This window comes from Arenibaculum pallidiluteum (genome assembly GCF_017355985.1).
Lineage (GTDB): Bacteria > Pseudomonadota > Alphaproteobacteria > Azospirillales > Azospirillaceae > Arenibaculum > Arenibaculum pallidiluteum.
Genome location: NZ_JAFIQU010000003.1, coordinates 253757 through 268282, shown reverse-complemented (window position 1 = coordinate 268282; position 14526 = coordinate 253757). Strand labels below are relative to the sequence as shown.

The 14526-nt window shown below is 70.1% G+C and carries 17 protein-coding genes; 4 read left to right on the top strand and 13 right to left on the bottom strand.

Annotated elements, in window-relative coordinates; translation table 11 throughout:
* Nucleotides 1-3 precede the first annotated feature (3 nt).
* Genes JUB13_RS08370 through mobA form a run of 3 tightly spaced genes read left to right on the top strand, consistent with a single transcriptional unit; the run spans nucleotide 4 to nucleotide 2170 of the window.
* On the top strand, nucleotides 4-624 hold the full coding sequence (locus JUB13_RS08370; protein ID WP_207478348.1) for a DUF502 domain-containing protein: 621 nt from the start codon (nucleotides 4-6) through the stop codon (nucleotides 622-624).
* Between the two features lie 45 nt (nucleotides 625-669).
* Nucleotides 670-1551: a formate dehydrogenase accessory sulfurtransferase FdhD gene (locus JUB13_RS08365; RefSeq protein WP_207478347.1), complete on the top strand. Its 882-nt coding sequence runs from the start codon at nucleotides 670-672 to the stop codon at nucleotides 1549-1551.
* A complete protein-coding gene (gene mobA / locus JUB13_RS08360) occupies nucleotides 1541-2170 on the top strand; it encodes a molybdenum cofactor guanylyltransferase MobA (RefSeq protein ID WP_207478346.1) in 630 nt (209 codons plus the stop codon). Before JUB13_RS08365 ends, mobA begins: the two co-directional genes overlap by 11 nt.
* 94 nt (nucleotides 2171-2264) lie before the next feature.
* On the opposite strand, the gene JUB13_RS31800 is transcribed toward mobA, so the two are convergent.
* From JUB13_RS31800 to JUB13_RS08310, 11 genes are all read right to left on the bottom strand, one after another.
* A complete protein-coding gene (locus JUB13_RS31800; protein ID WP_268914351.1) occupies nucleotides 2265-2399 on the bottom strand; it encodes a hypothetical protein in 135 nt (44 codons plus the stop codon).
* 88 nt (nucleotides 2400-2487) lie between these two features.
* Entirely contained in the window at nucleotides 2488-3495 is a 1008-nt protein-coding gene (locus tag JUB13_RS08355) for a formate dehydrogenase subunit gamma (protein ID WP_207478345.1), read from the bottom strand.
* A 22-nt stretch (nucleotides 3496-3517) separates the two neighbouring features.
* The gene (gene fdh3B, locus JUB13_RS08350; protein WP_207478344.1) at nucleotides 3518-4114 is read right to left on the bottom strand and encodes a formate dehydrogenase FDH3 subunit beta; all 597 of its coding nucleotides are present in this window, start codon (nucleotides 4112-4114) and stop codon (nucleotides 3518-3520) included.
* Nucleotides 4115-4132: 18 nt separating this feature from the next.
* Complete coding sequence (locus tag JUB13_RS08345; protein WP_207478343.1) at nucleotides 4133-7018, bottom strand: formate dehydrogenase subunit alpha; 2886 nt, start codon at nucleotides 7016-7018, stop codon at nucleotides 4133-4135.
* A 19-nt stretch (nucleotides 7019-7037) separates the two neighbouring features.
* Entirely contained in the window at nucleotides 7038-7238 is a 201-nt protein-coding gene (locus JUB13_RS08340; protein WP_207478342.1) for a twin-arginine translocation signal domain-containing protein, read from the bottom strand.
* 52 nt (nucleotides 7239-7290) lie between these two features.
* Complete coding sequence (locus tag JUB13_RS08335) at nucleotides 7291-7896, bottom strand: TorD/DmsD family molecular chaperone (RefSeq protein ID WP_207478341.1); 606 nt, start codon at nucleotides 7894-7896, stop codon at nucleotides 7291-7293.
* Between the two features lie 177 nt (nucleotides 7897-8073).
* Entirely contained in the window at nucleotides 8074-8886 is an 813-nt protein-coding gene (locus JUB13_RS08330; RefSeq protein WP_207478340.1) for a DUF3306 domain-containing protein, read from the bottom strand.
* A complete protein-coding gene (locus JUB13_RS08325; protein ID WP_207478339.1) occupies nucleotides 8879-9418 on the bottom strand; it encodes a DUF3305 domain-containing protein in 540 nt (179 codons plus the stop codon). The genes JUB13_RS08330 and JUB13_RS08325 overlap by 8 nt, the downstream gene beginning before the upstream one ends.
* A gap of 8 nt (nucleotides 9419-9426) precedes the next feature.
* On the bottom strand, nucleotides 9427-10443 hold the full coding sequence (locus JUB13_RS08320; protein WP_207478338.1) for a DUF6352 family protein: 1017 nt from the start codon (nucleotides 10441-10443) through the stop codon (nucleotides 9427-9429).
* Nucleotides 10440-11000 carry a DUF6505 family protein gene (locus tag JUB13_RS08315; RefSeq protein WP_207478337.1) on the bottom strand — a complete coding sequence of 187 codons (561 nt, stop codon included), beginning with the start codon at nucleotides 10998-11000 and terminating at the stop codon, nucleotides 10440-10442. The genes JUB13_RS08320 and JUB13_RS08315 overlap by 4 nt, the downstream gene beginning before the upstream one ends.
* 43 nt (nucleotides 11001-11043) lie before the next feature.
* Nucleotides 11044-11766, bottom strand: a complete 723-nt coding sequence (locus JUB13_RS08310; protein ID WP_207478336.1) for a biotin/lipoate--protein ligase family protein — start codon at nucleotides 11764-11766, stop codon at nucleotides 11044-11046.
* A 90-nt stretch (nucleotides 11767-11856) separates the two neighbouring features.
* Between JUB13_RS08310 and JUB13_RS08305 the strand changes: the two genes are divergently transcribed.
* Nucleotides 11857-13851 (top strand): 4Fe-4S dicluster domain-containing protein, encoded by a 1995-nt coding sequence (locus tag JUB13_RS08305; RefSeq protein ID WP_207478335.1) that lies wholly within the window; start codon nucleotides 11857-11859, stop codon nucleotides 13849-13851.
* 35 nt (nucleotides 13852-13886) lie between these two features.
* On the opposite strand, the gene JUB13_RS08300 is transcribed toward JUB13_RS08305, so the two are convergent.
* Nucleotides 13887-14144: a hypothetical protein gene (locus JUB13_RS08300; protein WP_207478334.1), complete on the bottom strand. Its 258-nt coding sequence runs from the start codon at nucleotides 14142-14144 to the stop codon at nucleotides 13887-13889.
* Nucleotides 14144-14428, bottom strand: coding sequence for a hypothetical protein (locus tag JUB13_RS08295; RefSeq protein ID WP_207478333.1), 285 nt, complete (start codon nucleotides 14426-14428; stop codon nucleotides 14144-14146). The genes JUB13_RS08300 and JUB13_RS08295 overlap by 1 nt, the downstream gene beginning before the upstream one ends.
* Nucleotides 14429-14526 lie beyond the last annotated feature (98 nt).

The window sequence follows — 14526 nt, the reverse complement described above, 5'->3', positions numbered from 1 at the left end:
GTCTTGAGCCTGTCGGGACGACTGCGCGCCTATTTCCTGGCCGGCTGCCTGGTGACGGCGCCGCTGGCGCTGACTTTCTGGCTCGTCCAGCTGCTTCTGGGCGCGACCGATCAGTGGATCGATGCGCTGCTTCCGGCCTCGCTGCGGCCAGACGCCTTCCTTCCCTTCGCGGTGCCGGGCCTCGGCCTCGTTATCGTGCTGATCGCGGTGACGCTGGCGGGCATGCTGACGGCCGGCTGGATCGGCGTCTGGGTGGTCCGGCTGGGCGAGGCGATCCTGGTGCGCACGCCGATCCTGCGTCCGATCTACGGCACCGCGAAGCAGGTGGTCGCTGCGGTGATCAGCAGCTCCGGAAGCCCGCGGCAGGTTGTGGCGCTCGAGTACCCGCGGCCGGGGAGCTGGACGCTCGGCTTCGTGACCGGCCCCTCGACGGCCGAGATGCGGGCGATTTCGGGCAGCGCGCTGGTCGCCGTCCTCGTCCCGTCCACGCCGAACCCGACCGGGGCCTACCTGCTCTTCGTCGATCCGGCCGAACTGGTTCCCGTGGACATGCCGGCCGAGGACGCGGTGAAGCTGATCGTTTCCGGCGGGATCTGGAAGCCGCCGCCCAGGCCCGCCGGCTGACGGCGCGCCTTGCGGCGGCGGCGCTGCGCACCTACCCTTTGTATCATGGATATCCAGGAACTCGTCGTCAGGCCGGACCCCGCGGATCCGCGGCTCACCCGGCGCGTCAGCGGCATCGACCAGACCGGCCGCGCGGTCGAGACGGCCGTCACGATGGAGCGCCCGCTCACGCTCTTCCTCAACGCCCAGGAGATCGTCACCATGATGACGATCGCGGATTATCCCGAGTATCTGGCGCTTGGCTACCTGCTGAACCAGAACATGCTCCAGCGCGACGACCGGGTGACGGAGGTCGTCCACGATGAGGAGACGGAGACCGTCGTCGTCCGTACCGAGCGCGCGACGGATTACGAGCAGAAGCTCCGGAAGAAGACGCTGACCTCGGGCTGCGCCCAGGGCACCGTCTTCGGCGACCTGATGGAGCGGTTCGAGGAGGTCCGGCTGGCGCCCGAGGCCCGGCTCAGGACCTCGTGGCTCTACAGGCTGACCCACAAGATCAACACCGCGCCCAGCCTGTATCTGGAGGCCGGCGCGATCCATGGCTGCGTGCTCTGCCAGGAGGACAGGCCCCTGGCCTACATGGAGGACGTCGGGCGCCACAATGCGGTCGACAAGGTCGCAGGATGGATGTGGCGGCACGGCGTCGAGCCCGCCGACAAGATCTTCTACACGACCGGCCGCCTGACCTCCGAGATGGTGATCAAGACCGTGCAGATGGGGATACCGATCCTGGTCTCCCGCTCGGGCTTCACCGCCTGGGGCGTCGAGCTCGCACGGCAGGCGAACCTGACCCTGGTCGGCCGGGCGCGCGGCAAACGCTTCGTGGCGCTGGCAGGGCTCGAGCGCATCGAGTTCGACCTGGAGCCCGGCGAGCCCGGCGACGAGGACGACCGCCACCGCCGCAAGGGCAGCCGCGATGACGACTGACGGGACGCCGATCGCCGGCGTGCTGCTCGCCGGGGGGCTGTCGCGGCGCATGGGCGGCGGCGACAAGACGCTGCGCCCGCTGGGCGGGCGGGCGGTCCTCGACTGGGTGCTGGAGCGCGCGCGCGGTCAGGTCGGCCCCCTGGCCATCAACGCGAACGGCGATCCCGCCCGGTTCGCGGCCTATGGCCTGCCGGTGATCCCGGACGTCGTGCCCGGCTTCGCAGGGCCGCTGGCCGGGGTCCTCACCGGACTCGACTGGGCGGCCAGCCACGCGCCAGGGGTGGAATGGGTCGCGAGCTTCGCGACCGATGCGCCCTTCATCCCACGCGACCTGGTCGCCCGCTTGCTCGGCGCAGTCGCCGAAGACGGCGCCGATCTCGCCTGCGCGGCCTCGGGCGGTCAGCAGCACCCCGTCTTCGGCCTCTGGCCCGTGCGGCTCCGCTTGGATCTCCGCCGCGCGATGCTGGAGGACGGAATCCGCAAGGTCGATGTCTGGACGGCGCGCCACCGCCTCGCCGTGGCCGAGTTCGGGACGGATCCCATCGACCCCTTCTTCAACGCGAACCGGCCCGACGACCTTGCCGAGGCGGAACGCTTGGCGCAATCCGGCGCCATATAACCAGCCGCCTTCCGGCGCGCCCTGAAAGACGAAACGCCCGCCGGGCTTCCCCCGCGGGCGGTCCTGCGCTGGGGCCATGGCCCCGGCCTTGACCTCAATGCGCCGGCGCCCGGACGCTGGAGGTCGCGAAGGCGCTGCCGACCGGCGTCGCCACGTAGCCCTGCAGCACCACGGCGGACAGGACGGCAACCACGATGGCGGTTCCGACGCCCATGATGAAAGCCCGCATTCCACTCTCCCTCGGTAGCGCCGTCGCCGGCGCGTGCTCGCTCGAACTCGGCTGAGACGGCGCCGCGGCACCGGCCGTGGCGCACCGCTCACTCGGCCGGGGCGACGTGCCCGCCCTGGACCTTGGCGCCCTTGCCCTGGCGCGCCATCTCCTCCTGGAGCCACAGGCTATGGTGCTCGCGGGCCCAGTTCACGTCGACCTCGCCGCTGCCCATGGCGTCGAAGGCGCCCTCCATGCCGACCGAGCCGATGTAGATGTGCCCGATGATGCCGGCGACCATGACCGCCGCGATCAGGGCGTGGAGCATGTGCATCAGCTGCATGCCGTCCACGCCGGTCGCGTAGAACGGGAACATCAGCATGTAGCCCGTCACCGACATGGCCGCACCGCCCAGGACGACCAGCCAGAAGATCACCTTCTGCCCGGCGTTGAAGCGCTTGGCCGGCGGGTGCTTGCCCTTGGAGAAGAGCCCGCCGGCCTGGCTGATCCAGGCGACGTCGAGCGCGTTCGGGATGTTGTCCTTCACCCACAGCACGAACATCAGCACGATGCCGAGCACGAAGGGGAAGCTCAGGAAGTTGTGCGCGAACTTGCCGATCTCGGTCAGGGTCGCGAAGGCCTCGGGCCCGACGAGCGGCAGCACGAGCGTGCGGCCGAAGATCAGGTTCAGCCCCGAGAGGCCAAGCACGATGAAGCTGCTGGCGGTCAGCCAGTGGGCGTACCGGTCCAGGCCGCCGAAGCGGGTGATGGTTCGGCCGGACGGGCCGGCATCGATCCTGATGCGGCCGCGGACCGCATAGAAAAGCGCGAGCCCAGCCACCACGGCAAGCAGCAGGCCGCCCGCCGCCGCCTTCAGGGTGCCCTCGCGGAACTCCCGCCATTCCCGGCCCTCCGGGTGCTGCAGGACCGCGGCCTTCCGGTCGGGGATCGAGATGCGTCCGCTGATGTCGCCTGCCGGCGCCTGCAGCGCCCGGAGGAGCGCCGCGTCGTTGGCGGGCACAGCCTGCTGCGCCATGGCCTTGGGCGGCACCACCAGGGGCACCGCCGTCATCAGGGTCACGAGCGCCACCGCGCGAAGGATCTTCATGACGATCATGCCTGTTCTCCTTGCCGGGGCGTCAGGCGCCCGCGCTCTCCCGATACGCGACGGACCAGCCCCAGGCGCCGGATCCGTAGCCGCGCTTGACCACGCGCTCCTTGTAGATGGCCGCGACCATGTCGCCCTCGCCGGCCAGCAGCGCCTTGGTCGAGCACATCTCCGCGCAGAGCGGCAGCTTGCCCTCGGCCAGGCGGTTCGAGCCGTACTTCTGGTACTCGACCGGCGTGATGTCGTCCTCGGGGCCGCCCGCGCAGAAGGTGCACTTGTCCATCTTGCCGCGGGATCCGAAGTTGCCGACCTGCGGATACTGGGGCGCGCCGAAGGGGCACGCGTAGAAGCAGTAGCCGCAGCCGATGCACAGGTCCTTGTCGTGCAGGACCACGCCCTCGGCGGTCTTGTAGAAGCAGTCGACCGGGCACACGGCCATGCACGGCGCGTCCGTGCAGTGCATGCAGGCCATGGAGATCGACCGCTCGCCGGGCTGGCCATCGTTGATGGTCACGACGCGGCGGCGGTTGATGCCCCAGGGCACCTCGTGCTCGTTCTTGCAGGCGGTGACGCAGGCGTTGCACTCGATGCAGCGGTCGGCGTCGCAAAGGAACTTCATACGGGCCATTTCAGTCGCCTCCCGGGATCACGCCGCCTCGATGCGGCACAGCGTGACCTTCGTCTCTTGCATGAAGGTGACGGGGTCGTAGCCATAGGTCGTCAGCGCGTTGACGCTTTCGCCCAGCACGATCGGGTCGGTTCCAGGCGGGTACTTGGCCCGCTGGCTCTTGCCCTCCCAATGGCCGGCGAAGTGGAAGGGCATGAAGGCCACGCCCTTGCCGACGCGCTCGGTGACCAGCGCCTTGACCCGGGCGCGCGAATTGCCCTCGGGCCCGTAGACCCAGACCATCCCGCCGTCCTTGATGCCGAGGCGGCTGGCGTCCTGGGGATTGACCTCCACGAACATGTCCTGCTGCAGCTCGGCCAGCCACTTGTTGGACCGCGTCTCCTCGCCGCCGCCCTCGTACTCGACGAGGCGGCCCGAGGTCAGGATGATCGGGAAGTCCTTCGAGACGTCGCGGGCCTGGACCGTGCGGCCGATGTTCGGCACGCGGAAGTCGCGCTTGTCCTCCAGCGTCGGGTACTTGGCGACCAGGTCGCGCCGCGGCGTGTAGATGGGCTCACGGTGCACCGGGACCGGGTCCGGCAGGTTCCAGGCGACAGCCCGTGCCTTCGCGTTGCCGTAGGCCAGGCAGCCGTGCTCCATCGCGACACGGATGATGCCGCAGGACAGGTCCGTGGCCCAGCTCACCGCGTCGGGATTGGCGCCGCCGATCTTCTGGATCGTCGCCAGTTCCTCGGCGGTCAGCTCGCTGTCCCAGCCGAGCTTCTTCAGGATCCCGTAGGTGAACTCGGGATAGCCGTCCGTGATCTCGGAGCCCTTGGAGTAGGACCCCTCGGCCAGCAGCGTCTGCCCTTCGCGCTCCACGCCGAAGCGGGCGCGGAAGGTGCCGCCGCCTTCCTTCACGTGCAGGCTGGTGTTGTAGAGGATGTGCGTGCCGGGATGCTTCATCTCCGGCGTGCCCCAGCACGGCCAGGGCAGGCCGTAGAACTCGCCCTTCAGCGGCCCGGAGGTCGCCCGCAGCGTGATCTTGTCGAAGTCGCCCTGGTGCTGCATGTGCATTTTCAGGCGCTCCGGCGACTGGCCGGAATAGCCCGTGGAGATGCAGCCCAGGTTGATCTCGCGCAGGATGTCCTCGGGAACCGGGCGGTTGCCCTCGATCTTGATGCGCTTGAACATCTCGTCGGCGAAGCCAAGCTTCCGGGCGAGCAGGTACAGCGCCTCGTAGTCGTCCTTGCTCTCGAAGACCGGCTTGACCACCTGCTCGCCCCACTGGATCGAGCGGTTGGATGCCGTGCGCGAGCCCGAGGTCTCGAACTGGGTGCAGATCGGCAGCAGGTAGGTGCCGTTCCGCCGCTCCGAGATCGCGGCGAAGGTGGTCGGGTGCGGGTCGGCGACCACCAGCAGCTCGAGCTTCTCGAGGCCGTGGCGCATCTCCGGCATGCGGGTGACGGTGTTGCCGCCGTGCCCGAAGACGACCATGCCCTTGATCAGGTCGGGCTGGTCGACCTCCTCGCGCTTGGCGAGGACGGCATCGAACCAGCGGGTGGTCGGGATGCCCTTTTCCTCCATCAGCTTCTTGGAGGCGAAGCGCGAGAGCAGGTAGTCATAGGGGACGTCCCAGACGCGCGCCCAGTGCTTCCAGGCGCCCTCGGCCAGGCCGTAGTAGGCCGGCAGCGAGGTGACGTCGAGGCCGAGATCCGTCGCGCCCTGCACGTTGCAGTGGCCGCGGAAGATGTTGGTCCCGCCGCCCTCGTTGCCGACGTTGCCGGTCGCGAGCTGGAAGATCGAAAGGGCGCGGACGTTGGCGGTGCCGACCGTGTGCTGGGTGATGCCCATGCACCAGATCATGGTCGAGGGCTTGTTCTTCGCCATGGTCTCGGCGACGCGCCTGACCTGCTCCGCCGGGATGCCCGTGACGTCGGTGACGACGTCGGGCGTCCACTTCTTCACCTCCTCGCGGATCTTGTCCATCCCGTAGACGCGCTGGCGGATGAACTCCTTGTCCTCCCAGCCGTTCTCGAAGATATGCCAGAGCATGCCCCAGACGAAGGGGATGTCGGTGCCCGGGCGGATCCGGACGTATTCGGTCGCGTGGGCCGCCGTGCGGGTGAAGCGCGGGTCGACGACGATCATCTGGGCGCGATTGATCTCCTTGCCGCGCAGCACGTGCTGCAGCGACACGGGATGGGCCTCGGCGGGGTTGCCGCCGATGATCATCATCGCCTTGGAATTGTTGATGTCGTTGTAGGAGTTCGTCATGGCGCCGTAGCCCCAGGTGTTCGCCACACCTGCGACCGTGGTGCTGTGACAGATCCGCGCCTGGTGATCGATCGAGTTGGTGCCCCAGAACGCCGCCATCTTGCGGAAGAGATAGGCGCCCTCGTTCGAGAACTTGGCAGAGCCCAGCCAGAACACCGATTCCGGGCCCGAATTCTGCCGGATCTCCAGCAGCTTCGTCCCGATCTCGTCGATGGCCTGGTCCCAGCCGATCCGCCGCCACTCGCCGTCGACGAGCTTCATGGGATACTTCAGGCGCCGGTCGCCATGGGTGAGCTCGCGGACCGAAGCTCCCTTGGCGCAATGACTACCCAGGTTGATCGGGCTCTCCCAGCCGGGCTCCTGCCCGACCCAGACACCGTTCTGCACCTCGGCGATCACCGTGCAGCCCACCGAGCAGTGGGTGCAGATGTTCTTCCTCTTCACGACCTCGACACCGGGCGTGTGCGGCCCGGCCTCGGCGCGCCGAACGGTGGCCGGCGACAGCATGCCGGCGGCCGCGAGGCCTCCCGCGGCCAGGCCGGAGCGCCGGAGGAAGGTCCGGCGATCGACGGCACCGGACGCGGCGGCGGCCAGCACCCCCGACAGGCGCGGCCGGCCCGCGGGAGCGGTGTTCTTCTTGACGAGCATCCTCGGTTTCCTCCCGCGCTCAGTACCCGTTGACCCGGTAGTAGGTCTTCACGTGGTCGGTCTCCTGGTAGCGCTGCTTGGACCGCGTCTCGGCGGTCTCCTTGGCCTCGGCCGGAAGCGCGGCCAGCGGCACGGCCGCGGCGGCACCCGCGGCCCCGATCCCGACGTTGCGCAGGAATGCGCGACGCTCGATTCGGGGCTTCCTGTTGTCCTCGCTCATCGCTCCGCCTCCACTCGCTGCATCCGCGCCTGTGCTTTCCTGTCCGCCGCGGTCATCCGATCATCCGGAAGGCTTCTGCCTCGACCGCCATGAATTCCCGGCCGACTGTGCCGACCGCCCGATAGAAGACGGCCGCTTCGGCCTTCTCCAGATCCTGGAAGAAGCGGCTGGCCCAACGGGCCATGTGCCGCTCGAAGAACTGCCGCTGCGCGGCCGGCTCCGCGGGATCGCCGAAGGCGCCCGCGATCAGGCCGGCCATCATCTCGCACAGCGATGCGATGTGGTCCTCGGGCTCCGCGCGGCCCTCGGCTCGGTCGATCCCCAGCGCCGCCATGTCGCCACGCAGGATCGCCAGCGGCCGCTCGTTCAGGAAGCCCGTGAGATAGAAGGAGCCGTAGGGCAGCAGTTCGCCCCGGCCGACACCGATGAAGAGGTCGTGATACTCGCGCTCGACGGCAGCGGGGTCGGCTGACCTGGCCGCCGCGCCAAGGGCCGCCAGCGCTTGGCCGAGGGCGCCTTCATCGCCCGTGATGGCGCCGACGCGGCCCAGCGTGCCGGCATCGGGCGGACCGGCGAGCAGCGTCGCGAGCAGCCCATAGGCATGGGCGCGCAACATCTCCGCCCCGTCGGGCGCACCATGGGTGTGACCGTTCGCCATGCAACCGCACCCGCAGAAGCGGGCGCTCTCCCTGAACCGTTCGATCGGGTCCCCTACCGACTGGGTCGTTGGCTGCCCAGACTGGTAGGACCAATTTCATTGTTAACCCAACAAATCCCGCGAAGCAAGCGGGACCCAACCCTTTGGCGTAGGCGCATAAGGCTAGGCACACCGTCCTTAGCTCGGCATCGCCCCGCCATGCCGGCGCCTCCGCCGCTCCGGCGCGGACGGCGGCTCCGTCGCTGGCATGCGGTCCGCGGGCGGCTCCGCGTCCACGGGCGTCATAGTGACGGCGACAGGGGCCTCCGGCGCCGTCCCGTCCGCGCGAACCTGCGCGTCGCGGGCCGGTACGGGTGTGGCTTCCTCGCCGGTGCCCTGCTCTGCGGTGGCCTCTTTGCCGGTCGCATACCCGGGCGTCGCCTGATCCCCGATCGTCTGCTCGGCCGCGACCTCTTCATCGGCCGCCGCGGCACCGGCCGTGTCCTGCATTGCCGGGTCCGCCGCCTGTTCGCCCTGCCCCTCCTCCACCTGCGTTCCGAGGATCCGGGTCAGGTAGCGCTTGGCGTCGTCGATCGGCAGGAGCTGCCCGTAGCCCGGCGCGTTGTAGTCCCAGTCGTAGTCAGCGAGCGTCTTGTAGTTCCGGATGTCGGGGTCAGTGACCCAGAGCTTGCGCAGGGCTTGGCTCCGCAGATCCGCCGGGACGCCCGCACGCATGAACAGGCTGAAATCGCTGCCGGGTCCAAGGCTGTCGATGGACGGAAGGGAGGACAGATCGAAACCCTCCTCCGCCACGCACCCCGGCGGCCGCCCCGCGCCCGGCAAGACCCCGGCAGCGTCGGGGGCCGCCCCGGCAGCGCCGGCCGCATCGGCGCCGGGCGGCGCATCCCGCCCGGCGGACTGCTCGCCCTCGTGCCGCGCAGCGCGCTTCAGCCGGGACCAGCGGCCCAGGAACCCCGTGCCCTCGCCGTCCCCCCCGCCCTTCTCACTCATCCTCGTCCCATCCCTGGCTCCAGCGTCCGGACCGGTCGCGGACGGCCAGCGCCTCCGGATCCGCGCGGTCCCGCTCGCGCTTGTAACGGCGGCGCTCGACATGGTGGGTCGCCACGAACTCCGCGAGCCAGGCCTGCAGTGGCACCGGCAGCGGCAGGGATTCAACCAGATCGTCGCCGGTATCGGCATGGGCATGCGCCTCGCCCGGATCGACGGTGACGGCCAGCAGGCGCATGCCGGGCTCGCGGTCGCTGCGGCGCAGGACCACGTAGACCGATGGCGTGGGGGATTCCAGGTTGAACTTGTAGTTGGCGGTCTCGCCGGGATAGATCGTCACCTCGGCCGTGCCGGCGAGCCACCGGGTCAATCCCGGGGCCTCGGCCAGCACCGTCCAAGGCGCAGTCTCCGGTGCACCCGGCAGGACGTCGACCACGCGCCAGGCGTGGTCCTGCCAGCGGCTTTCGATGGCGCGCCGCTCCACCACGACGCAGACCGGTTTGCTCTCCGGCTGCTTGGGCACAGGCTCGTCCATGGCGCCTCTCAATTCCCTTCGATCAAAGGCAGGTTAACCAGGAGGTTCTGCGGCTTCAGCCGCAGGACGCCGCCCGGCGTCATGGCCATGGCCATGTAGACCGGACGGCCCGACACCCGAGGCAGCATGACGGACGGGTCGGCGAAGTCGATCCGGAACAGGGCGAGGATCCGGTACATGCGGTCCTCGTCGACGGCGCGCCCCTCGTAAAGGTCGTTCAGCACGGCCGTCGCCTCGGCGTCGAGGCCGAGATGCCAGACCCAACGCTCGTCCGAGATCTGCTGCACGGGCTGGATCGAGATCGCGACATCCAGGAAGTGCCGCGTCCAGGCCTCCAGGACGCGGCATAGGGCGTCCAGCCCGGGGCGTCCGAAGGTCGTCTCCAGGACGGTGTCGAACCGGTCGGAGCGCTCCCAGTAGACGTCGCCGTTGTGCTCGTTCAGCACGTCCAACTCGATCCCGCGCAGCGACGTGCCCGCCTCGGAGACCAGCCGGCCCAGCGCGCCGAACCCGCCGTCCTGCGCGCGGGCCTCGACGATCTCCTGGTCGGCGACCAGCACCGCTCCCTGCTCGATGCGGACGCGCTGCGCCCGGAACAGCAGTTCCGCAGCTCGGAGCCGGAGGGGATCCTCGGTCCCGTCAAGCACGCCCCGCAGGACCGCATGGACGATCTGGTCCAGGAACAGCGCCGGCACCGCCCGTGCCTGGCCGCGGACGACCGCGAGGTAGGCGGCCTCCAGCGTCGGGTGGGCCAGCAGCAGATCTCGGAAGGCCAGGAAGACCTCCCAGTTCTCGCGCGCATCCGCGTCCCGGATGGCCGCGATGCGGGACGGCTGGACCGGGGATGCCGGCGCATCGAGCAGCGCCGCGTGCAGCGAGCGCTCGGCCTCGCAGGATTCGGCGATCGGGCTGATCTCCGGCCGCAGGAGATAGGCGCGCAGGAAGTCATCGGTCACGGCCAGCCCGCCGCCCGCCCCGGGCGCCAGGAGGCGGTACCCAGAGCTCGTCCAGAAATCGCGGCTCATGTCCTGCCCCCGGCCAGCTTCACGAGATCGATCCCCTGCGCCTCCGCGCTGCGGAACCCGTCCTCGGGCTCGATCGTCCAGATGCGCGCGTGCTCAGCCTCGCGCGGGGCGCGCACGGTCCGAAAGCCCTCCTTGATGCCGTCGCCGTCCCATTCCCGGGTGACGGCCAGCAGCGTGTTGACCGGATGCTTCGCGCAGAGGCTCTGCGCGAAGGCGACCTCCTCGCGGGCGACCGGCTCGGCGGCCTCGAAGGAGGGCGCGCCCCAATGGTCGAGGAACGCCTGCGCGAGGGTGCGCACGACCTCCTCCCGCTCCGCCTCGGTCGCCTCGGAGACCACGACGAAGCTGGACCAGCCCAGGCTGGCGATCCCCAGGAAGCCGTTGGCGAAGGCCTGCCGCTCCTTGCCGGCCACCGTCGCGGGATCGCGGTTGAGGAACGCGAAGGCGCCCGAGACCGCCCATTCGCCGGGCTCGGCGGCCCTGCCGAAGACCTGTAGGTCGGACCCGTCCATCCGGATCGTCCGGGGCAGCCGCAGCGCTCCGCCTCCCGCTTCCATCACCCCCGCTCCATCAGTGCGCGCATCCGTCACGTCCGCCATCTCACAACCGCCAAGTCGGACCGTCCAGGACGAGCTCGAGCCCGAACCGCCGGCCATCCGCGAGAACCATCGCCCCGGTTTCATCCATGTCCCGGAAGAGCCCCGCGATCTGGCTGCCGCCGATGAGCCGCGTGACCTGCCGGCCCAGCCCCGGCGTGCGCGCGAGCCATTCCCGGCGGACGGGAGCGAAGCCTTCTTCCGTGAAGCGCGTGATCCAGCCCAGCAGGAAGCGCGCCCAGCACCCGGTGAGCTCCGGCACCTCGACCTCTCCGAAGCCCTCCTCCCAAAGCGCGGTGCGGCCCACATGCCGGCCGGGATCGGGGTCGTCGGGATCCCCCGTCACCTCGATCTCGGCGCCGAGCACGAGCCAGGCCGGCACCCCGTCCCGGTCGGCCCCGGCGGCGAGACGCACCCCGCCGACGCAGGCGCCGTCGACATCGATACGGTCGGGCCAGGCGAAGGTGACGGGCTTGTTGGGCGGGCCGAGCGCGCCAATGGCCTCGCGCAGCGCCAGGGCACCGGCGTAGAGGACGGTCAGCGCCTCGCGGCGCGGCTGCTCAGGCTCCAGGACGACGGCGCAGTCCAGACGGTCGGTCCGGCGCGACCAGAAGAGCGCGCCGGCACCGATCTCCTCGGCGCGCGCACAGGCTGCCGAGAAGGCGCCCGAACCCGCGATCGCCACAGATTCGTAGACCGGCGGGATGCTCAGCTCCGGGAGCGCCATAGCTGGTAATACCATTCTAAGAACGAGGTCGCTAATATGGTCCGCCTCCGATCGGGGGCGCAAACGAAAGCTCCGGGGAAGAACGCGGTCATGACCAACCAGGGACGCACCGTCCTGCTCTGCGATTGCGAGGGAAGCATGCCGCTCGACGGCCGCGCCCTTGCCGCGACCTGCCGGGGCTTCGACGGACAGGCCGCGACGCAGCTCTGCCGCGGCCAGCTCGGCCGCTTCGCCGAGGCCCTGGGGCAGGACTCCGCGCTGCTCGTGGGCTGCACCCAGGAAGCGCCGCTGTTCGACGAGCAGGCCGATGAGGTTGGCACCAGCGTCGACCTGCGCTTCGTGAACATCCGCGAGCGTGCCGGCTGGTCCGACGAGGGCGCGGCGGCGACGCCGAAGATCGCCGCCCTGCTGGCGGAGGCGGCGCTCGACCTGCCGCCTGTCGCGCAGATCCCGCTGAAGTCCGAGGGCGTCGCGCTGGTCTATGGCCGCGACGAGCGCGCCATCGAGGCCGCAAGGCAGCTCGCCGACCGCCTCGACGTCACGGTGCTGCTGGACCGGCCGGCCGAGATCCTGCCACCGCGGCGCACCGACTTCCCCGTGCTGCGCGGCACGGTGGTGCGTGCATCGGGCTATCTCGGCCGCTTCGAGCTCGAGGTCGACGACTACGCCACGCCGGCGCCGTCGTCTCGGGCTGCGCTGGCCTGGGGCCCTGCGCGGCGCGGCGCGAAGTCGAGCTGCGATCTCATCATCGACCTGACGGGCAATCCGCCACTGTTCCCGGCGGACCACAAGCGCGACGGATACCTGCGCGTCGATCCCGGCAATCCGGCGGAGGTCCAGCGCCTGCTGTTCCGCGCGGCCGACCTGGTGGGCGAGTTCGAGAAGCCGCTCTACGTCTCCTACCGCGCGGAGCTGTGCGCGCATTCGCGCTCGCGCAAGACCGGCTGCACCCGCTGCCTCGAAGTCTGCCCGACGGGGGCCATCGCCCCGGCAGGCGACCATGTGGCGATCGATCCCTATGTCTGCGCAGGCTGCGGAAGCTGCGGCGCCGTCTGTCCGACGGGCGCGGCCACCTACGCCCTGCCGCCTCCAGACGCGCTGCTGGGCCGGGTGCGCACGCTGCTCTCGACCTACCGGGCCGCGGGCGGCCGGGACGCGGTGCTACTGTTCCACGACGAGACCCATGGCGACGCGCTGATCGAGCTGCTGGCACGGCACGGCTCCGGTCTTCCCGCCCGCGTGATCCCGGTGCTGGTGAACAGCACCACCCAGATCGGGGTCGAGGTCTTCGCGTCCGCCTTCGCCTATGGTGCCTCGGCCGCGAGGGTCCTGCTGCCGGCGCGCCGGCGCGAGGACATCACCGCTCTTGCCCGCCAGCTCGGCCTTGCCGAATCCGTCCTGTCCGGCCTCGGCTTCGGCAGCGGCCGCGTCGGCCTGATCGAGGCCGACGATCCCGATGCCCTGGCCGACGCCCTAGGGCCGCTGCCGACCGGTGGCGCCGCCGAACCCCGAGACTTCCTTCCGCTCGGCGACAAGCGCGGGCTGGCGCGGCTCGCGATGCGCCAGCTCCACGAGGCCGCCCCGACACCGGTGGACGTGCTGCCCCTGGCCTCTGGAGCGCCGTTCGGCCGGATCCAGGTGGATGCCGAGGGCTGCACCCTGTGCCTGTCCTGCGTGCCGGCCTGCCCTACGGGCGCACTGACGGACAACGCGGACCGGCCGCAGCTCAGCTTCGTCGAGGATGCCTGCGTCCAGTGCGGGATCTGCAAGAACACCTGCCCCGAGAAGGTGATCTCCCTGGTTCCGCAGATCGACTTCACCGATGCCGCACGCACACCGCGGGTCATGAAGCAGGAGGAGCCCTTCCACTGCATCCGCTGCGGCAAGCCGTTCGGGACCAAGTCCTCGGTCGAGCGCGTCGCGGCGAAGCTGGCGGGCAAGCACTGGATGTTCCAGGACAGCGCGCTGGTGGACCGCATCAAGATGTGCGGCGACTGCCGGGTCGTCGCCCAGGCGCAGATCGAGCTGGATCCCTATGCCGGGCCCGAGCGGCCGAAACCCCGTACAACCGACGACTATCGCTGAGGGAAAGGGTGCCGCGGCGGGCCAGGGTCCCGCCGTCAGGATTCCAGCACGACCTCGACCTCGGACATCTCCGTCAGCCGATCCGCCAGCAGCGGCGTGCAGGATATCTCCAGGATCCCGAAGGCGGCCGATGGCAGGATGCGGTCGAGCTCACCCACGAGCCCGTTGCGCGATACGAACGTTCTCAGCAGCTCGGCGTTGACGTCCCGCTCCGGGCGTCGCCGGGCTGGCGGATCGGAACGCCGGGTGAAATGCACCTTGTAGCGGCGGAACATGGCGGTCTCCCCGGCCATCAGCGCTGCTGCGCCGGCGCGGCGGCGGGCGGTGCCTCGGGACCGTCTCCGCCCAGTAGGCCGACCGCGCCCACGGCGGCCACGCCGCCGCCGGCGAGCGCCGCTCCCAGGATCGCCCAGCGGAGCATCCCGGCTAGGCGACGGACGGCCTGCTCGACCAGGAACCAGGACACTGCGCCCAGGAAGAATGCCGCGCGGCCATCCATGTCACGCGCCGTGTCGCTGAGGGTACCGAGGAATCCCACGGCGGCTCCGACGAAATCGGTCAGATTGATGCTGTCCAAGAGGCTTTCCCGCGTTGATTCGCGCCCGCTATAGCCCATGCGCCACGGCCTGTCACCGGCCCCACCGCAAAGTGGGGCCGTGACATCCGTCCGCCGCG